This window comes from Paenibacillus sp. FSL R7-0297 (assembly GCF_038009025.1).
GTDB lineage: Bacteria > Bacillota > Bacilli > Paenibacillales > Paenibacillaceae > Paenibacillus_AQ.
In genome coordinates this window covers 3,001,914-3,028,663 of sequence record NZ_JBBPAQ010000001.1, presented here as the reverse complement: position 1 = coordinate 3,028,663, position 26,750 = coordinate 3,001,914, and the positions used below count along the sequence as shown (strand labels likewise).

23 protein-coding genes are annotated in these 26,750 nt (G+C 50.6%); 3 read left to right on the top strand and 20 right to left on the bottom strand.

The genetic code is table 11. The features are described 5' to 3' along the window. Positions 1-6: 6 nt before the first annotated feature. The 17 genes from MKZ24_RS13220 to MKZ24_RS13140 form a co-directional block, all read right to left on the bottom strand. Positions 7-1,419 carry a UDP-N-acetylmuramoyl-tripeptide--D-alanyl-D-alanine ligase gene (locus MKZ24_RS13220; protein ID WP_340783605.1) on the bottom strand — a complete coding sequence of 471 codons (1,413 nt, stop codon included), beginning with the start codon at positions 1,417-1,419 and terminating at the stop codon, positions 7-9. After that, complete coding sequence (locus MKZ24_RS13215; RefSeq protein ID WP_042238533.1) at positions 1,416-2,903, bottom strand: UDP-N-acetylmuramoyl-L-alanyl-D-glutamate--2,6-diaminopimelate ligase; 1,488 nt, start codon at positions 2,901-2,903, stop codon at positions 1,416-1,418. Before MKZ24_RS13215 ends, MKZ24_RS13220 begins: the two co-directional genes overlap by 4 nt. Before the next feature lie 36 nt (positions 2,904-2,939). Further along, positions 2,940-4,865: a stage V sporulation protein D gene (locus tag MKZ24_RS13210; RefSeq protein ID WP_039304248.1), complete on the bottom strand. Its 1,926-nt coding sequence runs from the start codon at positions 4,863-4,865 to the stop codon at positions 2,940-2,942. A gap of 92 nt (positions 4,866-4,957) precedes the next feature. Then, entirely contained in the window at positions 4,958-7,102 is a 2,145-nt protein-coding gene (locus MKZ24_RS13205; RefSeq protein WP_231637708.1) for a PASTA domain-containing penicillin-binding protein, read from the bottom strand. A 142-nt stretch (positions 7,103-7,244) separates the two neighbouring features. Further along, a complete protein-coding gene (locus MKZ24_RS13200) occupies positions 7,245-7,640 on the bottom strand; it encodes a hypothetical protein (protein ID WP_042238535.1) in 396 nt (131 codons plus the stop codon). A 23-nt stretch (positions 7,641-7,663) separates the two neighbouring features. Then, positions 7,664-8,617 (bottom strand): 16S rRNA (cytosine(1402)-N(4))-methyltransferase RsmH, encoded by a 954-nt coding sequence (gene rsmH / locus MKZ24_RS13195; RefSeq protein WP_042238536.1) that lies wholly within the window; start codon positions 8,615-8,617, stop codon positions 7,664-7,666. Positions 8,618-8,655: 38 nt separating this feature from the next. After that, entirely contained in the window at positions 8,656-9,093 is a 438-nt protein-coding gene (gene mraZ, locus MKZ24_RS13190; protein ID WP_039304237.1) for a division/cell wall cluster transcriptional repressor MraZ, read from the bottom strand. Positions 9,094-9,296: 203 nt separating this feature from the next. Then, a complete protein-coding gene (locus tag MKZ24_RS13185; protein ID WP_042238537.1) occupies positions 9,297-10,568 on the bottom strand; it encodes an adenosylhomocysteinase in 1,272 nt (423 codons plus the stop codon). 24 nt (positions 10,569-10,592) lie between these two features. Then, a complete protein-coding gene (gene bshC, locus MKZ24_RS13180; protein ID WP_042238538.1) occupies positions 10,593-12,224 on the bottom strand; it encodes a bacillithiol biosynthesis cysteine-adding enzyme BshC in 1,632 nt (543 codons plus the stop codon). 187 nt (positions 12,225-12,411) lie between these two features. Then, a complete protein-coding gene (locus tag MKZ24_RS13175) occupies positions 12,412-13,332 on the bottom strand; it encodes an ABC transporter ATP-binding protein (protein ID WP_042238539.1) in 921 nt (306 codons plus the stop codon). Continuing rightward, entirely contained in the window at positions 13,329-14,324 is a 996-nt protein-coding gene (locus tag MKZ24_RS13170; protein WP_042243196.1) for an ABC transporter ATP-binding protein, read from the bottom strand. Before MKZ24_RS13170 ends, MKZ24_RS13175 begins: the two co-directional genes overlap by 4 nt. Before the next feature lie 13 nt (positions 14,325-14,337). Continuing rightward, positions 14,338-15,285 (bottom strand): ABC transporter permease, encoded by a 948-nt coding sequence (locus MKZ24_RS13165; RefSeq protein WP_039304225.1) that lies wholly within the window; start codon positions 15,283-15,285, stop codon positions 14,338-14,340. Positions 15,286-15,287: 2 nt separating this feature from the next. Then, positions 15,288-16,220: an ABC transporter permease gene (locus MKZ24_RS13160; RefSeq protein ID WP_039304450.1), complete on the bottom strand. Its 933-nt coding sequence runs from the start codon at positions 16,218-16,220 to the stop codon at positions 15,288-15,290. Between the two features lie 228 nt (positions 16,221-16,448). Further along, a complete protein-coding gene (locus MKZ24_RS13155; RefSeq protein ID WP_042238540.1) occupies positions 16,449-18,173 on the bottom strand; it encodes a peptide ABC transporter substrate-binding protein in 1,725 nt (574 codons plus the stop codon). Positions 18,174-18,323: 150 nt separating this feature from the next. After that, positions 18,324-18,701 (bottom strand): DUF3397 domain-containing protein, encoded by a 378-nt coding sequence (locus MKZ24_RS13150; protein WP_339843014.1) that lies wholly within the window; start codon positions 18,699-18,701, stop codon positions 18,324-18,326. Positions 18,702-18,716: 15 nt separating this feature from the next. Further along, entirely contained in the window at positions 18,717-19,697 is a 981-nt protein-coding gene (locus MKZ24_RS13145) for a ketopantoate reductase family protein (protein WP_042238542.1), read from the bottom strand. Between the two features lie 131 nt (positions 19,698-19,828). Further along, entirely contained in the window at positions 19,829-20,476 is a 648-nt protein-coding gene (locus tag MKZ24_RS13140; protein WP_039304213.1) for an RsfA family transcriptional regulator, read from the bottom strand. Between the two features lie 345 nt (positions 20,477-20,821). Here MKZ24_RS13140 and MKZ24_RS13135 point away from each other — a divergent pair, with 345 nt between their 5' ends. Beyond that, positions 20,822-21,058 (top strand): DUF2626 domain-containing protein, encoded by a 237-nt coding sequence (locus MKZ24_RS13135; RefSeq protein ID WP_042238543.1) that lies wholly within the window; start codon positions 20,822-20,824, stop codon positions 21,056-21,058. 247 nt (positions 21,059-21,305) lie between these two features. Next, a complete protein-coding gene (locus tag MKZ24_RS13130) occupies positions 21,306-22,436 on the top strand; it encodes a coiled-coil domain-containing protein (protein ID WP_052416666.1) in 1,131 nt (376 codons plus the stop codon). Here the strand turns inward: MKZ24_RS13130 and MKZ24_RS13125 are convergent. Together MKZ24_RS13125 and MKZ24_RS13120 are read right to left on the bottom strand one after the other, a co-directional pair. After that, positions 22,428-23,660, bottom strand: a complete 1,233-nt coding sequence (locus MKZ24_RS13125; protein WP_340783584.1) for an extracellular solute-binding protein — start codon at positions 23,658-23,660, stop codon at positions 22,428-22,430. The two genes, MKZ24_RS13130 and MKZ24_RS13125, sit on opposite strands and share 9 nt — an antisense overlap. Positions 23,661-24,137: 477 nt before the next feature. Beyond that, positions 24,138-25,469 (bottom strand): PhoH family protein, encoded by a 1,332-nt coding sequence (locus tag MKZ24_RS13120; protein ID WP_039304201.1) that lies wholly within the window; start codon positions 25,467-25,469, stop codon positions 24,138-24,140. A 105-nt stretch (positions 25,470-25,574) separates the two neighbouring features. Between MKZ24_RS13120 and MKZ24_RS13115 the strand changes: the two genes are divergently transcribed. Then, positions 25,575-26,147 (top strand): YhcN/YlaJ family sporulation lipoprotein, encoded by a 573-nt coding sequence (locus tag MKZ24_RS13115; protein ID WP_340783582.1) that lies wholly within the window; start codon positions 25,575-25,577, stop codon positions 26,145-26,147. Positions 26,148-26,208: 61 nt separating this feature from the next. Here MKZ24_RS13115 and MKZ24_RS13110 read toward each other — a convergent pair whose 3' ends face one another. Then, positions 26,209-26,661 (bottom strand): pyridoxamine 5'-phosphate oxidase family protein, encoded by a 453-nt coding sequence (locus MKZ24_RS13110; protein WP_042139404.1) that lies wholly within the window; start codon positions 26,659-26,661, stop codon positions 26,209-26,211. Positions 26,662-26,750: the final 89 nt, after the last annotated feature.

The window sequence follows — 26,750 nt, the reverse complement described above, 5'->3', positions numbered from 1 at the left end:
CCTCCATTAGTTTAAGTCAGCTTCAGAATATTCTTTCAGGCGGTGAAGCACTTCCTCCAGACGCATCCCCCGGGACGCTTTGAAGAGTACTACATCCCTGGAACCACATTTGGTGTTCAAGGACGTGATCAATGCTTCTTTGTCTTCAAAAGCAAATACATGTCCGGCCCCGAATCTCTCCGCCGCAGCCGCAGCAATATGAGCAGCGAGCGGTCCGTAAGTGTATACCGCATCCGTCAGTGCAGGATCGAGATAGCTGCCGATCTGCTGGTGGAACTGAACTTCATCAGGCCCAAGTTCCAGCATGTCCCCCAGCACCGCGATTCTGCTCCCACTGCACTTCATGGACTGCAGCACATCTATCGCTGCTCTCATGGACGTAGGGCTGGCATTGTAAGCATCGTTCAGCAGCGTCAGCCCGTTCGCCGCCTGTATCACTTCAATCCGCATTCCGGTCAGCTTAAGCCCGGCTAATCCGGTCTCAATATTCTCATCAGTCACAAGGAAGTGGCGCGCAACCGCCAGTGCGGCGAGTGCGTTAATGACATTGTGACGCCCCGGCAGAGGCAGCGTGAAGGCACGCTCGGCATGAAGATGCGAAGTGAAGGACATTCCTGCTCCATGAGTCATGAGACCTGTAGGATAGTCATCATTGTCTCCGGACTGCCCGAAACGGAAGCTGAGCATCCCTTCCGGCGGATTAAACCCCGGCTCTGCCATAACTTCTGCGAGCAGCGGTTCATCCCCGTTATAGATGAGCAGGCCGCCCGGCTTAAGTCCGTCCACAATCTCAAGCTTCGCCCGGGCAATTTCCTTGCGGGACCCGAGCTGCAGCAGATGGGATTCACCCACGTTGGTAATCATAGCCACATCAGGGGCAGCTATCCTTGACAGCAGGGATATCTCCCCGCGCGAGCTCATGCCCATCTCCAGCACAGCAATCTCAACATCACTGTCCATGGAGAGAATCGTAAGCGGCAGACCGATGTGGTTATTGAAATTCCCCTGTGTTTTGTGTACCTTGTACTGCACTTCAAGAAGAGCGGTAACCATATCTTTGGTCGTTGTCTTGCCGTTGCTGCCTGTCACGGCGACTACACGCGGTGCGAGCTCGCCCAGATATGCCGAGGACAGTCTCTGCAAAGCGGCCAGTGTATCCTCCACCAGAATGACAGGACCGCCTTCAGGCGCAGGCCCCTTATCCCGCTGCCAGAGCGTAGCGGCCGCTCCTGCCGCCAGAGAAGCAGCAGCGTAATCATGGCCGTCAAAGTTATCTCCGACCAGAGGAACGAACAGGCAGGCAGGCGTGATTTTGCGGGAATCGGTTACGACCCCCGCAATTTCGATATTGTTATCTTCAGCAGAGGACAGCTTTCCTCCGCACATTTGCGCGATAGTATACAGCGTTCTTGTAATCAATAGCTTCGGCCCCTTATCACTTCTTTGGCTACAATGCGGTCATCAAAATCATGAACGACTCCGCCGATTAGCTGATAGGTCTCATGACCTTTCCCCGCAATCAATACTACATCGCCGGGGCTTGCCATTTCAATAGCTTTTCTGATCGCTTCCCGCCGGTCGGGAATCATCTCATACCGTTCCTGTGACACGCCGTCCTCAAGAAGGCCCGCTTCAATATCGCGCAGAATCAGCAGCGGATCCTCTGTCCGGGGATTGTCGGAAGTAACCATGACATGATCACTGTATTTGGCAGCTATCTTGCCCATCAGCGGCCGTTTGGTCGTATCCCGGTCTCCCCCACAGCCAAAGACGGTAATGACCTTGCCGGCAGCGAATTCACAGACAGCCTTCAGCACATTCTCCAGACCATCCGGCGTATGCGCGTAGTCTACGATGACCGCGAAATCCTGTCCGGCATCCACAGACTCGACACGTCCGTCCACACCGGCTACGGACTCCAGACTGGCTTTGATTTCTTCCAGCGGCACATCCTCCAGCAGCGCAGCAGTAATGGCCGCTAGTGCATTATAGACATTGAACTTACCGACCATCCGGAGCGAAATATCTGTCTTCCCCTTAAACGTATCCACATGGAAAAAAGTTCCTTTGGACGTGATCGAAATTTGAGTGGCCCGGACATTTGCAGGGGTGTCGATACCATATGTAATCACTTCCGCAGCGGTCTGGTCAGCAAAATAGCTGCTTGCTGCATCATCCGTGTTGAGAACTGCATATTTACGTTCTTCCTTCCACGGAGAGATCACATTGCCAAGCCGCGAGAAGAATAGTGCCTTAGCCGCGCGGTACTCCTCCATCGTATGGTGATAATCCAGATGATCCTGAGTCAGGTTAGTAAATATTGCCGTGCGGTAATCCGTTCCCTTCACCCGTCCCTGCTGAAGTGCATGGGAGGATACCTCCATCACACAGCACTGCACGCCTTTGGACGCCATATCGTTCAAAGTACGCTGAAGCTCAAGCGATTCCTGCGTAGTACCGGACATCGGATAGCTTTGTCCGTCATAACGCATCTGAATCGTCCCGATCAGCCCCGTTTTCACGCCATGGTCCTGCATGATTTTCTCAATCAGATACGTAGTCGTGGTTTTGCCGTTGGTCCCGGTAATCCCAATCATCTTCATCCGGCTGCTGGGTGAGCCGAAGAACGCATTCGACAGCACGGACATCGCAAACCGGCAGTCATCTACCACGATCTGCGGCAGATCGATCTCCAGCTTCCGCTCACAGACTAGGGCAGCCGCACCGCCTGCGGCTGCCTGCGGTGCATAATCATGTCCGTCCACTGTATGACCGGGCAGGCAAATGAACAAATCGCCCGGCTTAACCTTGCGGGAATCCACCTGCAAATCCATAATCTCGGTCCCACCCTCCCCGTATAGACGCGAAGCGGCAAGACAGGATGACAATTCATTAATTTTCATAGTAATCCCTCACTCTACATTTGTCAGACTACCCTATTATTCACTGGAAGTTCCCATATAAATCCGGATGGTTGAACCCTGCTCCACTCTTGCCCCCGCTTTGGGTGCCTGATTAATCACTGTATTGCCTGATCCGGAGCGGGCCAGCATGAAATTCATGTTCAAATCCTCATAGATATCCTGAACAGTAGCTCCTGTTAAATCGGGAACTGTCACAATCGGAGTCTCCCCATATTTATAGGTCTTCGGCAGCTGATCCTTGCGCTGCGGAACCTTCAGATAATGAAGCGAATCCTCAAGAATATTCTGGACGATCGGAGCCGCTACCACACCCCCAAACTGAATTCCCTTGGGATTGTCAACTGCGGTGTAGACCACGATCTGCGGATCATCCGCTGGTGCAAATCCGATAAAAGAGACGATATGCTCCGTAGGAGAATATCGGCCGTTAATAACCTTCTGTGCCGTCCCAGTCTTGCCGCCCACACGGTAGCCGTCAATAAACGCCGGCCGGCCTGTGCCTTTGGCAACTACGCTCTCAAGGGCGGCCCGCACCTTCTTCGAAGTCTCCTCAGAAATCACCTGCCGCACTTCTTCCGGCTCTACCTCGGATACGACATTACCGGTATCCGGATTAATCCAGGCTTTGGCAACATGCGGAGTATACAGCTTGCCGCCATTAATCGCTGCAGACACCGCAGCAATCTGCTGGATCGGTGTTACGGATACCCCTTGGCCAAAGGCCGTGGTGGCAAGTTCGACCGGCCCTACCTGCGCCGGCTTAAACAGAATTCCGTTCGCTTCACCGTTGAGGTCGATCCCTGTCTTCGTGCCAAACCCGAAATCACGGATATACTTAAAAAGGGTATCCTTGCCAAGACGCTGGCCCAGGGCAACAAACCCGGGGTTGCAGGAATTCTCCACCACTTCAAGGAACGTCTGGCTTCCGTGTCCGCCTTTTTTCCAGCAGCGCAGCTTGGCCCCGCCCACTTCAATATATCCCGGATCGAAAAAATGCTCATGCTGCAGATCAACCTTCCCCTCCTGCAAAGCAGCAGCCAGGGTAATGATCTTGAAGGTGGAGCCCGGTTCATACGTCATCCAGATCGGAAGATTCCGGTTATATACTTCGGCATCGTATTCCTTATAGGAGCCCGGCTCATAACCCGGCCGGCTCGCCATGGCCAGTATCTCACCATTGCGGGGGTCCATCGCAATCGACCAGGCACCTTGCGCCTGATACTTCACCATGGCCTGATCGAGCTCGCGTTCCATGATTGACTGAATCTGCTTATCAATCGTCAGCTGCAGACTCAGCCCGTCCTGCGGCTCTGTATACTTCTCCGAGGAGCCCGGCATCAGCCGTCCTCCGGCATCGGACAGATACGATATATTGCCTGCGCTGCCCTGAAGCAGCTTATCGTAGATGCTCTCTATCCCGGTGATTCCCTGATTGTCGATGCCCGTGAAGCCGAGAATATGTGCGGCTAAATCACCAAAGGGATAATACCGTTTGTTATCCTCAGCCACAACGATGCCCGGCAGCTGCAAATCACGGATGCTCGCGGCAAGCTCCATCGTAATTTTGCGGCCGCCGGGCTGCAGTTTCACCGAGGCTTTCTTTTGGGTCAGCAGAGTGACCAGCTTCTCCTCGGTCATACCGAGCAGCGGAGCCAGCTGCTTCGCGGTCTGTTCCTTTTCCTTCACCTGCACAGGAATGGCATAGATCGTTGGCGAGCTGATATTATATGCCAGGGCAACGCCCTCTCTGTCCAGAATCTCGCCGCGTTTGGCGGTGAAGGGAATATTCCGCCGCCAGGATTCCTCAGCCTTGGCGCTCAGCTTCTCCCCTTGTGATAGCTGTACATAGGCAAGACGCACGGCCAGCGAACCGAACAACACGGCCAGTCCCAGCAGCGTCCACAGCATTCTCCGCCGAGTTACGACTTTCGAAACCTTCATTCCGTTCTCCCCGCTTTCGCTCGTATAGACATGATCTCTTATCTTCATGACTATTCGGGACAAACAGGGGTTAGAACAAGCCTGTATACGCGCTACTCCGCAGTCTCCTCTGCATCGGGGTCAACGTTGACGGCCACAGGGATATTCTCCCCGTATTCATTCAGGGGACTGAGCTTCAGAGAAATATGCGTTTTGCTGTTATTCTTGGTCTGCGTCTGCTCTGTGACATAACCTTCGCCCTCAACCGTAATCCCTACTTTGAGCAGATTGAGAATTTCCAGAGCATCGCGCAAAGATTCTCCCTTCAAATCGGGAATGGTCATTGCTTCATCCTGTTGGGTAAGCAGATAAATCCGCTGTCCGGCGGCAAGTTTTGTGCTCTTATCCGGATATTGGCTGATTACCTTTGCCCCTGTACCGACAATCTCGAAGTCAAAGCCTTGATTAAGGAGCAGCTGTCTGGATTCCTTAACCGTTTTGTTCACGAGATCAGGTGTACTGCGCAGCTCTGAGGAGTCTGCCGCCAGCTTGACTGACGTTTTGCTTCCCACTGCGTTATCTGATTCAACTGTTTTGGGTACGCCCATATATTGCAGGGACTGCGAGACAATCTCTTTGAAAATAGGTCCCGCTGCGGCTCCCCCGCCGGCAGCATCCGCAGGCTCATCAATTACGACGAATACCGCGATCTTCGGATTATTGGCCGGAGCGTAACCGAGGAAGGATGCTAGTACTTTATCCCGGTCATACCCGCCCTTGCCGTCAGGCTTAATCGCCGTCCCGGTCTTGCCGGCTACGCGGTACCCTTCGATATAGGCATGCCGTCCGGTTCCGATTACCTGGTCTGCCACGACCTGCTCGAGGTAGCTGCCGGTTTCGCGGGCGCTTTCCTCTGAAATCACCTGCCGTACAACCTCCGGCTGAGTCACCGTAGTCTTGCCTGTATTAGGATCGGTAACTTCCTTCACTACATGCGGTACCATCAGCTTGCCGCCGTTCGCAATCGCAGCCATCGCCGTGAGCTGCTGAATCGGTGTAACCAGCAGCTTGCCATGGCCATAGGCCAAGGTAGCATTCTCTATCGGCCTGTTCGGATTCGGGTTGACAATACCGGTGGTTTCGCCCGGGAGGTCAATACCCGTCTTTTCCGTAAAGCCGAAATCCTTGATATATTTCAGCAGCTTTTCCTGGCCCAGCAGCTCATAACCAATCTTGACAAAGGCTACGTTACTTGAACGTTTAACCCCTTGAAGCAGGGTGATATCTCCATAACCGGCTCTATTCATATCATAGATCGGTTTGCTGTACCCTTTGATCCGGATAGAGCCCGAATGGACGGTCTCTTCCGGATTAAACAGCTTCTCCTGAACGGCTCCGGCCAGCGGTACAATCTTGAACGTGGAGCCCGGCTCAAACCTCGACATGATCGCGTGGTTATAGAAGCCAGCCGCATCCTGATTAAGGTCATAATATTCATTTGGATTGAAGGTCGGCATATTTGCCAGTCCCAGAATTTCCATCGTATTCGGATCGGCAGCAATGACGCTTATCGACTTCGGTTTGTACTCGGCATAAGCCTTCTTCATCGCCTCTTCGATATAATGCTGAATGGTGCTGTCGATGGTCAGCTTGTAATTGCTTCCGTTCACTACAGGCTGGTAGCTATCCTGTGAATCGGGCAGCTTGATTCCCTTGCCGTCACTCTGATAATTCAGCTTGCCATCCGTACCGGAGAGCTGTTTGTCGAAGTACTTTTCCAGACCCATGACCGCATTGCCGTCCCTGTCGGTGTAGCCCAGAATATGCGCAGCCAGCGAATCCTTCGGATAATAACGCTTCTGCTCTCTCACGAGGCCTACGCCCGTTTCCAGGGTATCATGCTCTTTCTTGAGTTTGTCCACAAAAGCCGTAACCTTATCGGCCAGCTCCTGATTAATCTTCCAGCCTTCGTTGCGGATCTCCCGGTTCTTGTAGTAATTGCCCTTATCGTCTTTGGCCTCTACCAGCTTCTTCAACTGATCTACAGGCTTGCCAAGCAGTTCATGCAGTCCCTGGATGACCTCTTGGCCGATCCCCTTCTCCGCAATGACCTCGGGGTCAACCACAACGGTATAGGCAGGAACGTCACTGGCCAGAACACTGCCGTTACGGTCTTCAATCACGCCGCGGACCGCCTTGATGGTTGAAGTATGTGCCCACTGCGTAGCTGCTTCCTTCTGCCACTTCTCACTCTGCATTACCTGAATCCAGAAAACTCTGCCGACTAAAACAAGAAAAAAGAGGGTAATACACCCTCCTATAAACAGCGTGCGAAGTTTTATTCTTTTTACCATAGCAAACCTCACAGATTCTATTATTGCGATTGAAGTCAATCGCTGATTATTTTCCAGCTTTGTCAGTGACCTGGTTGCTAAGCAGTACATGGATTGTTGAATCTACAGGAGGAGTCTTATATCCCATCTCTTCTGCCCGCTTGACCACCGTCTGTTCAAGCGTCTGCTTCTCCATCTGATAAATTGCAATTTGCTTCTTGCTCTTCGCGATCTCGCTGTCCAGCTTCTGTGCCTGCAAGTTCAAATCATAAATATGGACGTAACGCCAGATCAGGGCGGCAGATACCAGGATAAAGGCTCCCAGCGTCATCATATACAAAAGCTTCTCCTTCAGCGGAAGCACTCTCCGCCTGGTGACGACTTTTGTCTTCTCACGGTAAAGCGGGTTTACCTCTTCTTTTCTCTTGGGTTGAACTGCTAAATTGCCGCGGGTATAGGCCATCTCTGACTCTCCTTTATCGTCATTTACAATTTCTCTGCAATGCGCAGTTTGGCTGAACGGGCACGTGAATTCAGCTCCAGTTCTTCTTCTCCGGGTACGATGGGCTTGCGGTTAATCAGTTTCAGGGTTCCTTTGGCGCCGCACACGCAGTAGGGCAGATCAGGCGGACAGGTACATCTGCTTAAATAGCTGCTGAAAATCTGTTTGCAAATCCGGTCCTCCAGCGAATGGAAGGTAATTACGGATACTCTTCCCTCAGGTGCAAGGCAGCGTACTGCAGCATGCAGTCCATCCTCAAAAGCTCCCAGCTCATCATTGACAGCAATCCGCAGACCCTGGAAACTGCGTTTGGCAGGATGTCCTCCTGTCCTCCGCGCAGCCGCTGGAATGCCCTCTTTAATCAGCTCAGCCAGTTCTCCGGTACCTTCCACCGGGCGTTCTTCCCGGCGCTCCACAATTTTGCGGGCAATCCGCCGTGAGAACTTCTCTTCTCCATACTGAAAAAGCACACGGGCTATTTCCTGTTCGCTCCAGGTATTGACGATATCGGCCGCAGTCAGCTGTGCCGACTGGTCCATCCGCATATCCAGCGGAGCATCGTGATTGTAGCTGAACCCCCGCTCCCCTTCGTCAAACTGCGGAGAAGATACCCCCAGATCGAACAGAATCCCGTCCACTTGGGGAACTCCGTCCTTTTGCGGAACAAAAGGCAGTTCCTTCAGTACTTGCTCGAGGTCACGGAAGTTGGTCTTAACCGTAACCACTTTGTCTCCGTACTCGGCCATTCTCTCTTTGGCATTGTTCAATGCCCAGTCATCCTGGTCCAGACAGATCAGCCGGCCTTCGCCGCTAAGCTTGGATGCAATAAGCGAACTGTGCCCGGCTCCTCCGAGCGTACAGTCCACATATATACCATCCTTCTTGATGTGCAGCCCTTCTGTCGCTTCTTCCTTAAGCACCGTGATGTGGTGAAACAAGCTGCATCCCTCCAAGGCAGTAATTCGAATTGTATGTTTTATAGATCAAAATTGAAATCAACCAATTTCTCGGCAATCTCGTTGAACGATTCCTCTGACTGTTCGAAGTACTGCTCCCATAGCTCCTTGTTCCAGATCTCCACCCGGTTCGAAACGCCCAGAATAACACAGTCCTTGTCCAGCTTGGCATATTGCCGCAGATTCCCCGGCAGATTCACCCTGCCTTGCTTGTCCCATACACATTCGGTCGCTCCCGAGAAAAAAAAGCGGCTGAAGGCACGGGCATCCGATTTCATCAGTGATAGGCTTTTAAGCTTTTGCTCCATGATTCCCCATTCTTCCATGGGATAAACAAACAGGCAGGAGTCGAGGCCACGGGTCGCCACGAAGGAGGTTCCGAGCAATTCACGGAATTTAGCCGGGATAATGATCCGGCCTTTGTCGTCAATGCTATGCTGGTATTCCCCCATAAACATGATCTTTCCCCACCCCTAAGTACCGATTCCCCACTTTGCCCCACTTTTCACCACTTAAGCATAATAGATTCGCCATTAAAAATCAAAAACCTTTTTCCTAAGCAAGGTAATTTTTTCTTGTTTGTCAAGTGTCTCTGCAATATTCCGTAAAAAATAAAAACCCGGGCCAGTTGATTGGCTCCGGGCTATTGCAGATCCATTCCTTAGTCGTTCAGATTCCAGCTGTCCAGGTAGTCCACCTGTGCCTGCGTCAGGCTGTCAATGGCGATTCCCAGACTCTCCAGCTTATAACGCGCAACCTGCTCATCAAGCTCATACGGAACATTCTCCACCTTGACGCCGATATCTTTATAATTGTCATTCACATATTTGAGGGATAAGGCCTGCAGCGCAAAGGTGGTATCCATAATTTCTGCCGGATGGCCATCGGCTGCCCCCAGGTTCACCAGACGTCCTTCCGCCAGCAGGTACAGCTTGCGGCCATCCTTCAGCAGATACTCTTCAATATTCTTCCGCACCGTCCGCTGGGAGGTGGAGCGTTCAGCCAGTTCCGGCTTGTTCACTTCAACATCGAAGTGTCCGGCATTGCAGAGGATCGCACCATCCTTCATGACATCATAATGCTCGCCGCGGATAACATACCGATTTCCGGTTACGGTTACGAAGAAGTCGCCGCGCTTCGCTGCTTCCAGCATTGGCATCACATGGAATCCGTCCATGTGGGCTTCTACAGCCTTAATCGCATCCACTTCAGTAACAATCACGTTCGCTCCGAGACCCTTGGCCCGCATCGCTACACCTTTACCGCACCAGCCGTAGCCCACCACAACCACTGTCTTGCCGGCTACAATCAGGTTGGTTGTGCGAACAATGCCGTCCCATGCCGATTGGCCTGTGCCATAGCGGTTATCGAACAAATATTTACAATAGGCGTCATTTACAGCCACCATCGGGAACTTCAGCATGCCTTGCTTCTGCAGCGCCTTCAGCCGGATAATTCCTGTAGTTGTTTCTTCAGCACCGCCGCGGATATTCTCCATCAGGTCAGGACGCTCGGAATGCAGCAGGGTGGCGAAATCTCCTCCGTCATCGATAATCAGATCCGGCTTGCTCTCCAGCGCCTTGATGTTAAGCGCCTTGAATTCTTCAGGAGACGGATTATATTTGGCGAACACGGTGATGCCGTCCTCAACTAACGCGGCACACACATCGTCCTGTGTAGACAGAGGGTTCGAGCCGGTTATCGTAACTTCGGCCCCGCCCGCCTGTACTACCTTGGCCAGATAAGCGGTCTTGGCTTCCAGGTGAAGCGTGATCGATACCTTAAGGCCCTTGAACGGCTGCTGCGCTTCGAACTGCTCGCGGATACGGTTCAGTACCGGCATGTGCTGGCGAACCCAGTCGATTTTGAGATGCCCCTCGGGCGCGAGAGACATATCGGTTACGATACTATTTTCCTTGGACAATGAACTCATGTTATAACCTCCTATAATATATTCCTACATATAAATAATGCGGTGTGTTCCGCTGTAATCGGCTGGTACAGCCATTAGTTCCTCCAGCCAGCCAAGGCCGTAACGGTTCAGATAATACATCATATTATATACTCTCTCCTGCAGTTTACCCAGAGGCATAACGGACAGCTCAATCCGTTCCCACTGACGCAGCGCCGCCTCATTCTGCTTCTCCATCGCATCCAGTGCTTTGCCCTGCAGGAAGGAAATCTGATCTATAATCTTGTCCTTATTGCTGTTCCCCAGCTTCAGCAGACCTGCCTGAATTCCGCCAAGCTGCTCAATCAGCGGCTCGTACATCGCGGAGAATGCGGCTTTGGTCTGTTCAAACCGTTCTTCAATCTTCAGCTCATCCTGTGCAGTTAACCACTCTTTGCGTTTATCATCCAGACCAAGACGCACATCCGTGAAGGACAGTCCGTATTTATCCATATGCTTGTTAAGCGTTCCCTCTATGACTGTAAAAGACATGCGCGGAATAATCAGCGGCATTTGTCCGCCCATTACCTTAAAGGCCTGATGCGGAATCGCCCAGTAAGCCATTTCTCCTTGTCCCAGCACCGTAGCCAGCACAGGCAGTATATAGTCCTGCATCAAGGGACGCGTCAGCACGTTGTTGCTGAACCGCTCAGGATGGCTCTCCAGCAGCTCCAGCAGCTCTGTACGGGAAAAAGATACCACGGATTTCCGGTCTGCGAATCTGTCCCCCTCCTTATGAAGCAGAAGCCGTGCGCCTTCATGTATATAAAAGAGGTTAGCATTCCCGGGTGTCACATCCGCCTGCAGCACGTAACCGCCCGCAGCAATACGATCAGCCGCTGCGGTGTAGGCAGCCTCGAGCTCGTCATTACGCTCGATCATTGCAGCAAACATTGGCATTTCAAGTCTGCGCAGCGCGGAATCGGCAGAATCCAGCAGAATCAGCCCGTATTGACCAAATAGAGAACCCATCAGCTTGGCAAAAGCGGCAGTCATATTGTCCGCACCCAGCGAAGCTGCTGTGACAAACTCCATCACCTGCGGCTTGAATTCGCTATCCTGCAGCAGTCCGTCCAGCTGCCCTACAGCCTGAAGCCAGCTCTCTGCTTCCACCTTGATTTCACTGACAGAAGAACGCGGACCTTCGCCTTTATCCAGCTTAATCCGCGTAATTTCGCCCGTCCGGTTCAGTACATACGTATGATTGACTTCATCCCAGTCATGATCTTCACCGGCAATCCAGAACAGCGGAACAACGTGGCGCCCAAGCTGGGCTGCTGCTTCCCGCGCAGCCTGAATTGTAGTAATTGCCTTATATACTACAAAGAGCGGACCTGTGAACAAACCGCTCTGCTGGCCGCCTGTGACCACCAGCGTATCCGGCTGCTCCAATAAGTCAAGGGAGCGCATTACCGCTCCATGGGCATTATGCTCTGCGTTATAACTGCGTAAGTATGAAACAACCGCGGTACGGTCTGCACGGAGGCTTGCCGTTCCATCAAGCCATTCCGCGCGCTTAACCCGGCTCTCCAGGTTGCGGAAATCCCCGCCGTACAAATGTCCTACAGTTTCATATTGATGTATATAGTCACTGGCGAGCGCAGATCCGCCCGGAAGTGGTTCCGGTACAACATTCATATGCATTTGCCTCCTGTTCTACTATAACCTGCTGTATGTAATCATAAATCGGTAAACCCTTTATGATTGTATCCAAAGTTAGGTGCGGCGTCAAAGAAGAAGCGCCGGCATGGAACTATACAAGCATATATTGAAAGAATAGACGAGAGCTAAACGCTCCCGCCTACGGTGATAATGCTGTTAAATTTTAAGCGAACTGTTTAGCAACAAAATGTCCCTTGGACACTTCGACCAGCTCATAATCGCTATCATTGGTTTTTTCATTTGCACTATAAATTGGGCTGCCCAGCTCATCATGCAGATGAATGCGTTTCTTGTTCGCTTCCACTTCCGGATCCGGAACCGGAATCGCCGAGAGCAGCGACTTGGTGTACGGATGGATCGGGTTAGCGTACAATTCTTCGCTTTCCGCAAGTTCAACCATTTTACCCAGGTACATAACAGCTACACGGTCACTGATATGCTTAACCATGGACAGGTCATGCGCAATGAAGAGATAAGTAAGTCCGAGACGATCCTGAAGTTCTTTGAGCAGGTTGACTACCTGTGCCTGAATGGACACGTCCAGTGCCGAGATCGGCTCATCGCAGACGATGAACTTAGGGTTAACCGCAAGGGAACGGGCAATACCGATACGCTGCCGTTGTCCGCCGGAGAACTCATGCGGATAGCGGGTGGCATGATCATGGTTAAGTCCAACCATATCCAGCAGCTCTTCAATCCGCTTCTTGCGTTCCTGCCGGCTTCCGGCCAGACCATGAATGTCCAGGGCTTCACCGATAATGTCCGATACCGTGAACCGCGGGTTAAGCGATGCATACGGATCCTGGAAGATCATTTGCATATCACGGCGCATCGCCTTCATTTTGCTGCCGGACAATTTGTAGATATCTACACCATTGTATTTCACGCTTCCTGCAGTCGGCTCGTACAAGCGGAGAACCGTACGGCCTGCAGTAGTCTTACCGCAACCGGACTCCCCTACCATACCCAGGGTTTCGCCTTCGCGAATCGAGAAATTAATATTATCAACAGCCTTAAGAACTCTTCCTTTACCTACATTGAAATACTTCTTAAGACCTTCTACTTCAATCAGATTCTTACTCAAACGAACTGCACCTCCTTGGCCATCGAATGCAGATTCCAGCAGCGCGCCATATGCGTTTCGCTGAACTCTGTGGCGCCGGGATCGATCTGTTCGCAAACATGCATTGCTTCGCTGCAACGCGCTGTGAACGGGCAACCGACCGGCGGCTTAATCAGATCCGGGGGAGTACCGATGATCGGAATCAGCGGCTCACCCTTCTTTTGGTCAAGACGCGGCATCGACCGCAAAAGACCTTTGGTGTAAGGGTGCTGGGGATTCTTGAAAATCTCCCAGCGTGTCCCTGTTTCGACCACTTCACCAGCATACATTACGATGACCCGGTCACACATGCCGGCAACCACGCCGAGATCATGTGTAATCAGGATGATGGAGGTCCCTAGTCTTTGCTGCATCTCTTTCATAACTTCCATGATTTGCGCCTGAATGGTTACGTCAAGCGCCGTTGTCGGCTCATCCGCAATCAGGAGAGCCGGGCGGCAGGCCAGAGCAATGGCAATCATTACGCGTTGGCGCATCCCGCCGGAGAATTCGTGGGGATATTGGTTAAAGCGAGCCTCCGCATTTTTAATGCCTACTAATTGCAGCATTTCAATACCTTGCTGTTTCGCTTCGGCCGCTGACATATTCTGATGTTTGATCAAAACTTCGGTTATCTGTTTGCCCACTTTGATAGTTGGGTTCAAAGAAGTCATCGGGTCTTGAAATATCATGCCAATATCTTTGCCGCGAATCGATTCCATTTGTTTCATGCTTAGGTCCAGCAGATTCTTTCCTTGAAAAACAATCTCGCCTTGCTTCACTTTGGAGAGCGGGGCAGGCAGCAGCCGCATAATCGACTGTGCAGTGACACTTTTGCCGCTGCCGGATTCACCGACAATAGCAACGGTCTCGCCTTTGCCTACTTCAAAGTTCAACCCGCGTACAGCCTGAACTTCTCCGCCTTTTACAAAAAAGGAAACTTGCAAATCCTTGACTTGCAGAATGGGTTCCATCATTGTTCACCTCCTATTTCTTCAGCTTGGGATCCAGTGCATCACGGAGACCGTCACCAAAAATATTAAAGGAAAGCATCGTTAAGCTGATCAGGATAGCCGGGAACAGGAAACGCCACGGATAATAAAGCCAGCCAGTCAGTGAATCATTAATCATCGATCCGAGGGAAGCTACAGGAGCCTGTACACCAAGTCCGAGGAAACTCAGGAACGCTTCAGCAAAGATGGCATTTGGTACAGACAGTGTAATGGTTACGATAATCGGACCAACCGCATTCGGCAAAAGGTGTTTGAACAACAGTCTTTTTGACCCTGCACCCATCGAACGCGAAGCCAGAACGAACTCACGGTTCTTCAGCTGCATAATCTCTCCGCGGACAATCCAGGACATCGTAATCCAGCCCGTTATCGTCAGCGCCAGGATGATCGTCCCAAGGCTTGGTTCAAGCACAACCAGGAGAAGGATAACAACCAGCAGGTAAGGAATGGAGTAGAGAATTTCAGATACTTTGTTCATGATATTGTCTACACGTCCACCGAAATAACCCATGATTCCGCCGTAGATAACCCCGATCAAAAGGTCAATGGCAGCGGCAGCCAGGCCGACAATCAGTGAGATACGTGCACCGTACCAGGTACGGACAAAGATATCGCGACCCAGATCATCTGTACCAAACCAGTGCTCGGATGAAGGAGGCTTGTTGGTACTGAGCAAATCATTGGAGTAGTAATTGTACTTTGAGAACAACGGAGCGATAAGCGCCGCAAGGATAATTAGTCCGAGAATACCCAGTGCTGTCATTGCCATTTTGTTCTGGCGCAGACGTTCCCAGGAATCCCGCCAGGCAGACAGACTTTCGCGCTGAATGACTTCAGCTTGCCGTTCATCAATTCCGATTTTACGGAAATCTTCCGGTTTCAGGTTCGCATCCTGCGATACCACATTTTTGTCAGAAGCCAATTTTAGCCCTCCTTTCCACCACTTAGTTTGATACGCGGATCTACAAACACATAAGCTATATCCGTGATAAAGCGTGCTAGCATGAGCAATACGCCATAGAAGATCGTAATCCCCATAATAACGGTATAATCACGCACGCCAATCGCTTCGACGAATTGCTTACCGATACCGCCGACTCCGAAGATCTGCTCGATAACTACAGAACCGGTTACGATGTTAGCCGTCATAGGTCCCATGTAGGTTACAACCGGCAGAATTCCGTTCCGCAGTACGTGACGGCTTAGGATTGCTGCCCAGCTTAGGCCTTTGGCCTTAGCCGTCTTGATGTAATCTGCATGCAGCACTTCCAGCATACTTGAGCGCGTTAGCCTCGCTATAAAGGCTATCGGCTGTGCCGAGAGTGCGGTTACAGGTAAGACATAATACAGCGGACCCTTAAATCCGGAAACCGGGAACATGTGGAACTTATAGGCGAACACATATTGAAGCAGCGAGGCGACTACAAAGCTCGGAACTGCAATCCCCAGCACCGCCAGCACCATGGCCGCGCTGTCAATAAACTTTCGGTGATAGAGTGCCGCCATCATGCCGAGAAAGACTCCGACAATAACCGACACTATAATTGCGATAACCCCCAGCTTTAGAGACGCCGAGAACGTTTGTCCGATCAAGTGAGTTACATCCTGATTCAGACGCTTCATAGATACACCCAGATCACCCTGGACAATTTCACCCAAATACTTGAAATACTGATGATAGAGCGGCTTGTCCAATCCATATTGCTCGTATAAACGCGCTTTTATTTCCGGCGGAACTTTCTTTTCAGAAGTAAACGGGTCCCCCGGAATGGCTTTCATCAGAAAAAAGGTCGCTGAAATTAGCACAAACAGCGAGACAAGCATATAGAAGAACTTATTGGCAACATAACGAACCATCCCCATCAACACCTCCTTCGACATTTTTTTTGAGACACATAATTAGATTTTATGAAAAAAATGGCCATTTGTCTAATTTCTTATTTTGTAAGTTCGTGAAATCTTTAACAAAAAGCCTGAAATGCAAAAAAAAGGGATATATATGGAATTCCACATATATATCCCGAAGTATATTGCTACCTTCAGACAACCACTATTCAGTTAAGCTAACCGAAGGTTCTACAATTCTTAGTGCTCAAGCAGGTAAGCACGAGTGAAGTCGATTGCACCGCTGAAGTCAAGAGTTACACCTTTGAGGTACTCTTTAGTCAGGGAGTTGTTTGTGTAGTAGTAGAACGGAATCAGAATCATATCATCTTCAATGATCATTTTTTCAGCTTTAGCAAACATTTCTTGGCGTGCTGCCAGGTCGGAGCTTGCTTTAGCGTCATTGATCAGCTTGTCGTATTCAGGGTTAGCGTAACCAGTATCATTGTTACCGCCGCCTGTTACCCACATATCCAGGAAGGTCATTGGATCATTGTAATCCGCAGTCCAGCCGGCACGTGCGATCTGGTAGTTCAGGTTTTGACGGTTGTCGATAAATACTGCCCATTCCTGGTTAACAGTGTTTACAGTGATACCCAGGGCTTGTTTCCACATATCAGCTACAGCCAAAGCGATTTTCTTGTGGCCTTCACTTGTGTTGTAAGACAATTCAACCGGTGGCAGTTCAGTCAGACCTTCTTCAGCTAGACCTTCAGCCAGCAATTTCTTAGCGGCTTCTGTATCTTCTGTGAAGTAGCTGTCTTTAACTGCTGTACGGAATTCACCGTCAGCGCCAGCGATACCCGGAGGTACAAAGCCGAATGCTGGAAGTTGTCCACCCAGTGTTACGTTGTCGATCAGCGCTTGACGGTTAACAGTCATCGCCAGGGCTTTACGGATTTTAACGTTGTCGAAAGGTTTTTCAGTGATGTTGAATTCATAGTAGTAGGTACTTGCGATACCTTTTCTCTGGAATTCGTTAGGAAGCTCTTTTTGTACAATTGGAATCTGTTCTTGCGGGATTTCACCGTGTGGTGCACCAGCACGGTCAAGCTCACCGTTCTTGTAGCTGAGCAGTTCAGTTGCGCCGCTGTTTACCAGGGAGAAGTCAATTTTAGCAAGCTTGATGTTAGCAGCATCCCAATATTTATCGTTCTTGCTTACTTGCAGGGATTGGCCGGTAGTCCACTCAGTCAATGTGAACGCACCGTTAGTGATCATAGTATCTTTGTTTGTTGCCCATTTAGTATTACCCTCAACGGATTTGTGTACAGGGTAATAAGTATAGAAGGACAGAAGGCCAAGGAAGTATGGAGTTGGTGCTTTCAGCGTAACTTCAAGAGTTTTCGCATCAACAGCTTTTACGCCCACTTCGTTGAAATCTGTAACTTTCTTTCCATAATATTCTTCAGCGTTCTTCAGGTAGTACAATTGGTAAGCATAAGGTGCAGTTGGATCTGTGTTAGGATCCAGCACGATTTTCCAGGCGCGAACGAAGTCAGCAGCTTCTACAGGGTCGCCGTTGCTCCATTGTGCATCACGCAGTTTGAATGTATATACCAGACCGTCAGGGGAAATTTCCCAAGATTCGGCAATTCCCGGCTCAGCTTGGCCAGTTTCGTCATTCATGCGGGTCAAACCTTCATACATAGTTTTCAGGACGGTATTCGCTTGGCTGTCCTGAGCTTGAGCAGGGTCAAAAGTAGGTGGTTCTGCAGTCAGGTTGACTCTAAGTGTCTGGTCAGCAGCCAGTTTCTCGTCACCGGTTGTTCCTGTGTTCGTGCTACCTTCATTACCGGCTGCATTTGTTGCTGCAGCATTGGTGCCGCTGTTAGCATTGTTATTGTTTCCGCCGCAGCCAGCAAGCACTGTGCCGATAACCAAAACTAATGCGAACATGAGCAATAGACTTTTACTCTTCTTCATCTAGCAGTTCCCCCTAAATAGAATGTGGTATATGGTTTATGATTATACAACCAGTGGTCAAAAAAATCTAGAGCAATATTTTCTGAAAACGACTTTTTTTTAATTCTTTAAAATTTTGTGACGTTGACGCTTCACCGGAGCAGTGGAACATTACATCGCTTGTGATATGTATCGTATGAGGCCTACAATCATAAATATTACGTAACTGGTCCCCATAAAAAAGAACGAAAGCCGCCAAACTGCCCGTAATAACCGTTTTCCGTCGACCGATCCCTTAAGCCGGTTTTGCGCGCCTCCAATCAGTCCAGCGGATATTAATACAATAAGTAGTATAAGAAAGAACCCGAAATTCGAATGAAAGATCGTATTAAATAATCCTGAAACTGACAGCAGTAAAAATAAAGTAGTCACGTCCATCGCCAGCAGAAAAGTTTTCCTCTTCTCTTGCTTAAGACCGATGCCCGCGAAATATACGATTAAAAAAGGAACAATCGGAATAACGCTTAATACGCCGAACGAATTCCGCAAAAATTCCAAACAGCCTCACCTCTCCCTCACAGTCATGCCCTCTACCAGTCCGCAGATCCAGCGGTGCAGCGGAACCTCCACCCCGTGCTGCAGCCCCATATTCACAATGCTTCCGTTAATCCAGCGGATTTCCGTTTCCCTTGAAGCAAGCACATCGGCCAGCATGGATGAAATATTGCCCGATGTAGCCCGGCAAACTTCAAGAATGGCCTCCCAGACATGCTTCTCATAGGTAATCCCGCAGGCATCATAGGTCTGTACAGCCTCTGTGTACAGTTCCTTCATGATCTGTACACGCTCAGGTGAAGCCAACAGCCCGCCGTTTGGGACCCGCCATATTGCGGTTAGAGGATTAATTACAGCATTGATCAAGAGCTTCCGGTAAATGATGGTATCCACTTCTTTCGACAGAGAGGCGTTGAATCCTGCTGTTGCAAGGGCCTTAGCAAAACTTATTGTGCCGCCATTACCCCAATCCTGTGCGTTTGATTCATTGTGATGTAGAGATTGATTGCTTTTCCCTATACAGATTTCCCCTCTACCTGCATGAATAACCTCTGTTAATGTTTTCCTCTTGGCAGCCTCAGTGGTTACCGCCACCCAGAGGGAGGATTCCGGCAGAAGCTCCTGCAGCAGCTCTAAGTGTCCACAGCCGTTCTGGAAACATATCATTGTAAGATTCCGTTCTTGAAGCGGCCGCAGAATCTCCGGAAGCTCATGATGCAGCACCGTTTGTTTGACCGTTATCAGCGTAACCTCTCCCGGATCAGCCAGCTGCCGTTGCGTATACTTACTCACTGGTTCAGCCGAGAAGCGGTCACCCTTAACGAATATTGCCTCTCCGCCGTCCTCATAGCTGACTGTTAGACCACTGCTTGCTAATTCTCTGCACTGCTGCTCACTCCGGCACCACAGTCTGACTTCGCTCCCCGCACTGATGAGCTTGCCGGCAAGCAGGAGGCCGAGCGCCCCCGCCCCTATGATATCAATCTTCATGCATACGCCTCCTCCTGCCGCCGGTAATTTTCCTAATTATATCCTGCACCTCCGCTCAAAGCAAAACACAAAAAATCCTGCAATGCCGGTGCCGTGAGGCACTGGGATGCAGGATTTGCGGGATTCATGTTCTATTCGATCCGTTCCAGGTTTCCATTCGCGTCCATTTTGAAGCGGGTTTTTTCCTCTTCTTCTTCATTTAGAAATGCGAGTCTGCGGGCCCGGTCCATAATCTGGATCAGCGCTTTGTAATCATCATTGACTACACGGTAATCGCTCTGGGCTAGATTAACTTCCTTGGATAAGCGTTCATTCTCTGCTCTCAGCTCCGTCAGTTCATCTTCCTTCTCTCGCAAATCCCGCTCCAGCATCTTCAGCTGCCGCCCAGCCTCCTGGAACGTGCCTTTCCATTGTCTCAGAAACCGGATTACCGCATCAATCGATAAGCTGTTCTCGCTTAACCCTTCGCTTCGTCCGTAATCCTCTTCAATGTCTCCGAGAATCAGTCCTGCTACCTGCGCACCTCTGGAAGCCGGCTGTTTCTTCAAATAACTTCGTTTCTGACGCTGGCCTTTTGCAATCCCGATAGCATCCTCGTAACTTTTGCGTACGCAGCTGTTCCAGCGGAAACCGCAGGCAGCCGAGGTTCTGCCGATTTTTTCACCCACCTCTTCAAAAGCAGCAAGCTGTGTGCTGCCCTCACGGATATGACGCAGCGTTATTTCTGCCAATATCAGATCATCTTCCGCACTCCAAGCATCCTGTCTAACGGCTGTCATAAAGCCTAACCCTCCTAACAACATCATGAAATAACCATCTTCAGAACCGGCAGCTCCGCCGGGTAGTGAATAGGGATAAAAGCTGCTTACTCCATTTCTATGCCTCTATTAGAGTTCATAGAATCTATTTGATACTAAATTGTATTGCCATTTTGGCTGAACATCATACTTACAATGCTATAAATTCTTTAATTTCACGAGAAAAGCTTGTGTCAATTATAAAAATCATAAATATTATGATTTCCTGCTTTTTTTTCAATGAATTCGTTTACAGTGTTTTGCCGAGCCGTTATAATGAAAGGTAAGCAGCAGTAGCCGGATTCATACTGGAAGGGGGACTCTCTCTTGGACCGCATGTTTCGCGTATTGGGATTTTTCACACTCGTTATCGGACTTATGGCTTTCGCCGGTGATCTTACAGAAATGGCCCTGCTATTCTTTTTACAAACCGCTTTTTTTGTGATCCTTGGCTACATGAAATTCACGGAAAAGACCTACATTCTGCTTTTCTGGGGTTATATGATCCTGACCTTCTCGGGCTTCAGCTATTGGACAGTCTTTCAGATGGGTCTGCCGCTGTAACGAATATACAGTACTGAAACGGATAGTGTTCCTTTATCTCAAGGAGCATACTCCGTTTTTTTATTTTGAGAATTGGGGTCCCCGCAAAGTACCTGAGTAATCCCCGAAGCTAGGCCCCACTTTGTGGGGTAATTTTGTTTGTCCGAATGTAGTTCCCGGATGCCGAAACAGGGTATGATATTTTAACAGGCAGAAACATATTATTAGTACATACCTATTACTCAACTCTGTTCAAGGTGGTGATGTGGTGTTATTCCGCAGTTCCTTACGCCGGTTATTTGCAGCTCTACTCCTTCTCACCTGCACACTTCTGCCGCTGGCTTCACCGGTATATCTGTCCGCCGACCCAGGTTCCGGCCTCAGTGCTTCAGCACCTGCCGTTCCGGATAATGAAGAAACCCGCAAGCTGCTCGAACAGACTCTGTCCTCAGGGGAAATTGAACGGGAGATTGTCCGGATTACGGCAGAACAACAAGCACTTGAAAGTGAAGTCGCCACGCTGACCCGGCAGTCGGCCGCCAAACAAACGGCCATTGCAGATCAGCAGGAACGCGCAGGCGCAGTTGTGCGGGCTTATTATATGGGGGAACGCGATGGATTGCTTGCAGCCTTACTGTCCGCCAAAAGCATCAGCAGAGTACTCGCTCTTTATGATTATTATGAGATTATTATGGGGCAGGACCGGGACACGCTGTCGCAGTATGAAACACAATACAAGGATTTGAAAAAAACAATTGCGGCCGTACAGCGCAGCTCTGAAGAGCTTGCCGGGCTCAAAACAGCACTCCAGGAGCAGCAAAAGCGTGTGCTTGCTTTGAATGAAGAAATTGAGGGCGGTATTCAGGCCAGTACAGATCCTGAGCGCATGGGGGTACTGCTGGAGGAATTCAGTAAATATTGGGAGAATATCGGAATACATGAGGTTAAGACTTATTTCAAGGCGTTATCCTCGGCGATGAAGCATCTGCCGCAGTTCGTCCAGGACCGGGACGGTGTGCTGGTACGTAAGGGGATGACTTATAATCTTGCGCTGAAGGAAAAGGATTTGAACGAATTCCTGGTCACGCAGAATACGCTGTTCAAGGATTTCGCTTTTCATTTCAAGGATAACGAGATTACAGCCACGGGCAAGAGCGGCGGGCTGTCACTGACATTGACCGGTCATTACACCATTCAGGAGGAACCGGTCAACGGATTAATGTTCCATGTGGACCATGTGGTCTTCAATGGACTGGAGCTGCCGGATACCACCCGTCAGGCGCTGGAGGAAGAGTTCGATCTGGGATTCTATCCGTCAAAAATCGTCTCATTCCTGCATGCCACGGAAGTATTCAGCTCGGACGGCGTGCTCCATGTCAAGCTGTCCCTCTCATTCTGAGGCTGCGGCCGCGGCTTGGTATCCCGCCGCATCCAGCTTGCCGGTCAAGAGCAGGATTGCCGCTTCCGCCTTGCGGCTCCACTCGCCCTCAGAGTCTGACTCGGGGGCATTGTCATCGGTGAGGAATAATTTGGAGTCGAACGGAAGCCGGGAGATTTCAGGCAATCCGGAGCGGTACAACTCATCCAGTGCAGGCAGATGGTCGGTATTCTCCAGCCATTCCAGCTGAGCCGAGCTTGAAGTCACATAAGCCAGCCATTTGACCGCTGCTTCAGGGCTGCCGGATTGTGCCGGGAGCGCAAAAAAGCGGCTATGGATTGCCTCGTAGATGTTGTAGCCCGTCTGTTCCAGCGGCGCTTGGACCGCCAGTGTGGAGTTTCCATATTTTTTCCATTCGGAGAGCGGCACTACGGCCACCGCAAGCTTACCATCCTGCAGCATATCCCAGATATTCTGATTAAACCGGCTGGTCAGAAAAAAATATCCTCGGACAGCTTCGGTCCACGCCGCTTGCGCTTCACTCATAGACAGCAGTCTCCCTCCCATGCTATGCAGTACAGCAGCATAACCATAAGGATTCCGCGTATCCATTGCCAGCAGATAATGTTCCTTCGTCTCTTCCCCGTTCAGCCGGCCTAGCAGTCCATTCCATTCTTCCAGACTTGAAGGTGCCCCGGAAAGACCCCACTCCGCAAGCCGCTGCGGAGAATATACCAATACATAGGGATCAATATCGAGCGGAACGCCCCAGTCGTATCCGTTCCACTGCATTTGCTGGATCAGCATGGTAAGAGGGGTGCTCCCGGGAACACTCTGGTATATATCTACAGGCAGCAAATATCCGCGGGAAGCCAGATCAAAAATACTGTGGCCGTCCAGCATCACAATATCCGGACTATCCCCGACCGTCAGTTCCTCGCGTACCTGAGCTGCCCCGTCTTCTTCAGCATCCACATTGGTCAGCTGTACGCTGACCCCGCTCGAAAGGCTGTAATTTTGGCTGATCCGCTGCAGTACACTAAATTCCAAACTGCTGAGTGATACGCGGATGGTCAAGCTCTGCTCGTCCCCAAGTTCACCTGAAGGGGGGCGCTTCGATTGGTCCAGCGGCTGTCTGGGCGGATAGCTTCCCTCATCCGTGTCCAGCTCCATGCCGGGTGACAGGCTTGTCAGCGACAGCAGCAGAACAGCAAACAGCAGCCAATAGTTTTTGCGTCTCAGCACGTGCTTCTCTCTCCTCCCGCGATCCTCGTCTTCCTCATTTTAGCAGACATATACGTGCTTGTCTGCGTTTGTGAAAACGTTCTCTTTCTATTATATAGGTGTGAACGGCGTGAGGGGGTGAGTCTGATGAACCGGTCGCCGGTTGGGCGGTATTCGCACCTGCGGTGAATATTTGGACTTCCGGCCGCTGTTGTCTCCAGATTTCTTCGATTAGTCCGCTGTGCGCGGTTGAAATCCGGAGACAAAGGCGGACGCTCCCGCTCCTACAGTTCCAAAATCCCCCTCCGGTGCTCCCGCCATATCGGCTCAGCTCTTACAGCCTGACCCCCCACCGTTCCGGGGGCGGGGCAGACAAAAGCCGGGAGTGGTCATCTCCCGGCCGTGATTGTGCTTATCAACCGGCGGACTGCCGGCTAATGAAGCTGATAGAGCTGTAGTGCATAAAACCATAGTGCATAAAGAGTTAAAACTAAGCAGCTACAGCAAATCCGCAGCCAGCTGAGCCAGATGCGAACGCTCACCCTTCTCAAGCGTGATATGGCCGCTAATGCCCTGCTGCTTAAATTTCTCAACGATATAGCTGAGCCCGTTGCTCGCGGCATCCAGATAAGGATGGTCGATTTGCTCCGGATCTCCCATCAGAATCACCTTGCTGCCTTCACCGGCGCGGGAGACGATCGTCTTCACTTCATGCCGGGACAGGTTCTGCGCCTCATCAATGATGATGAACTGCGACGGAATCGAACGTCCGCGGATATAAGTGAGCGCCTCTACCTGGATGCTGCCCAGGCCCATCAATATTTTATCGATATCTCCGGCTTTTTTGGTATCAAACAGGAACTCGAGGTTATCATAGATCGGCTGCATCCAGGGACGGAGCTTCTCGTCCTTCTCCCCCGGCAAATATCCGATATCCTTACCCATCGGGACTACAGGACGCGCGATCAGGAGCTTCTTGTATTTATGTTCGTCCTCCACCTTGAACAGTCCGGCGGCAAGCGCCAGCAGCGTCTTCCCTGTACCCGCTTTACCGGTAATGGTCACCAGCGGAATATCATCATTCAGCAGGAGCTCAAGCGCCATCCGCTGCTGGGCATTCCGGGCGCTGATGCCCCACACCGCATCATTGCCGAGGTACAGCGGTTCGAGCCGGCTGGCATCACTGTTCACCTTGAGCAGTGCCGATTTGCCGCTGCCAATCTCATCCTTCAGAATGACAAATTCATGAGGGTAGAGCGGGTAGGACAACGACAGCTGCTTGATAGACAAGAAACGGTGACTATAATATTCATCGATCAGCGAAGGATGCACCATCAGCGACTGGCAGCCGGAATACAGCTCATTCAAATCTCCGGTTCGGTCGGATAAATAATCCTCCGGTGTTATGCCAAGCACATCCGCTTTGATGCGGACGAGTACATCTTTACTTACGAGTACCACAGGGCTGGGGTCAGCCTTTTCATTCTCCTCATGGAGATAATTGAGGGCAACAGCCAATATGCGGTTATCGTTCGAGACCTCCCCGAACATCTCCTGTACCTTTACGAAGCTGCGGTGGTTAAGCTCTACCTTCAGCGTGCCTCCATGTTCCAGTACCACACCACTGTGCAGGTGGCCCAGTTCCCGGAGTCCGTCTAACAAACGTGACACGGTGCGGGCGTTGCGGCCGATTTCATCGGCATTACGCTTCTTGGAGTCGATTTCTTCCAGGACTACAGCGGGAATGACAACTTCATTCGCCTTGAAAGCAAAAATCGAATTGGGGTCGTGCAGTAGCACGTTAGTGTCTAGTACGAATATCTTTTTCATGGTATCCCCTCCACAGCGCCTGGTTTGATTGATCATACATAACTCTATTCAGCAAGGGCAAGATAAAGTAAACCACTGAACTATGGCTGAAAGGAGTAAGCACATATGAGAAAATCAATGTGTCTGTTGCTGGTACTGCTGCTGCTGACAAGCTGCGGTATCGCTAATAAAGAGACATCACCCTCTCCTCAGGATAAACAATCGTCAAAGGCCTTGAGCAGCCAGGGGAATCGCGGAGTACGGACATTGTCCGAAGATGGTACAGCACTTGAACCTACAGCAGAGAACGGACAACCTTCTAACGTTAAGGGCGAAAGCGATGTTGCACTTAAGGATTATTTTGAACAGTTAGCCAAAAGAGTTCCCGGTGTAAACGGAGCCCACTGTGTCGTAATGAACAACATTGCCGTTGTCGGCATTGATGTCGACGGATCGCTTACCCGCTCACGGGTCGGAAGCGTGAAATACACGGTAGCGGAAGCTATCCGCAAAGACCCGAGGGGTGTAAGAACGCTCGTTACTGCCGACATGGACCTCACCAGCAGGTTAGCCGAGATGGGAAAGCATATTACTAAGGGAAACCCGGTATCCGGCTTCGCCTCAGAAATGGCCGACATTATCGGCCGGATCATCCCGCAGCTGCCAGAGGATATCAAACCGCAAGGTAACGGACAATAAGCTTGAACATTCCTGTACAAAGCACTGGATCTGGAGACAAAAAAAGCCTAGTGACGGCACACTAGGCTTTTTGCATGGCGGCAAATACTTGTCCGTCCAGCTTCTCAGCCGCACGCGCATCGTATACCTTCGCATATTTCGGAGCAGATTCCAGATGAGCGCCGTAGAACAGCGCATTGCGGACCGCTTCAATCTCAACATCAAAACAGCACATCTTAAAAGGAACATCCGGCAGAGGGTCCTGCTTCACAGAAGCACGCCCGTTGATGGCATGAACCGTTCCCTCACCAAACACAGTAATGGTTACCAGCGGATTGACCTTCATGTTGTTCACAAGTCTGGAACGGTGATCTACCGATAAGCGCACAATAGAAGGGCTCACTGCATAGATCCAGGAAATCGCAGTAGAGGTAGGGCCACCGGATTCAGCATCCACAGTGTTTAGAAGAACAAAGGTTTCCGACTGCAGCATAGCTAGCAGTGTTTCGCCCAGCTGAGCAACGGCTTCGGACATAAGTACAGACCCCCAATCGCAGCGTGAGTGCATTCAATTTATTATATTATAGCACAGGATGAAACTTGCATTCAATTTGTAGATTCTTT

Bases quoted from the DNA above. Each gene is read 5' to 3' on its own strand.
- MKZ24_RS13185 (WP_042238537.1), bottom strand. From the start codon at position 10,568: ATGAGTTCATTGTCCAAGGAAAATAGTATCGTAACCGATATGTCTCTC.
- MKZ24_RS13215 (WP_042238533.1), bottom strand. From the start codon at position 2,903: ATGAAAATTAATGAATTGTCATCCTGTCTTGCCGCTTCGCGTCTATAC.
- MKZ24_RS13120 (WP_039304201.1), bottom strand. From the start codon at position 25,469: ATGAAAAAGATATTCGTACTAGACACTAACGTGCTACTGCACGACCCC.
- MKZ24_RS13115 (WP_340783582.1), top strand. From the start codon at position 25,575: ATGAGAAAATCAATGTGTCTGTTGCTGGTACTGCTGCTGCTGACAAGC.
- MKZ24_RS13160 (WP_039304450.1), bottom strand. From the start codon at position 16,220: ATGGTTCGTTATGTTGCCAATAAGTTCTTCTATATGCTTGTCTCGCTG.
- MKZ24_RS13145 (WP_042238542.1), bottom strand. From the start codon at position 19,697: ATGAAGATTGATATCATAGGGGCGGGGGCGCTCGGCCTCCTGCTTGCC.
- MKZ24_RS13205 (WP_231637708.1), bottom strand. From the start codon at position 7,102: ATGCAGAGTGAGAAGTGGCAGAAGGAAGCAGCTACGCAGTGGGCACAT.
- MKZ24_RS13170 (WP_042243196.1), bottom strand. From the start codon at position 14,324: ATGGAACCCATTCTGCAAGTCAAGGATTTGCAAGTTTCCTTTTTTGTA.
- MKZ24_RS13140 (WP_039304213.1), bottom strand. From the start codon at position 20,476: ATGACAGCCGTTAGACAGGATGCTTGGAGTGCGGAAGATGATCTGATA.
- mraZ (WP_039304237.1), bottom strand. From the start codon at position 9,093: ATGTTTATGGGGGAATACCAGCATAGCATTGACGACAAAGGCCGGATC.
- MKZ24_RS13210 (WP_039304248.1), bottom strand. From the start codon at position 4,865: ATGAAGGTTTCGAAAGTCGTAACTCGGCGGAGAATGCTGTGGACGCTG.
- MKZ24_RS13155 (WP_042238540.1), bottom strand. From the start codon at position 18,173: ATGAAGAAGAGTAAAAGTCTATTGCTCATGTTCGCATTAGTTTTGGTT.
- MKZ24_RS13200 (WP_042238535.1), bottom strand. From the start codon at position 7,640: ATGGCCTATACCCGCGGCAATTTAGCAGTTCAACCCAAGAGAAAAGAA.
- MKZ24_RS13110 (WP_042139404.1), bottom strand. From the start codon at position 26,661: ATGTCCGAAGCCGTTGCTCAGCTGGGCGAAACACTGCTAGCTATGCTG.
- bshC (WP_042238538.1), bottom strand. From the start codon at position 12,224: ATGAATGTTGTACCGGAACCACTTCCGGGCGGATCTGCGCTCGCCAGT.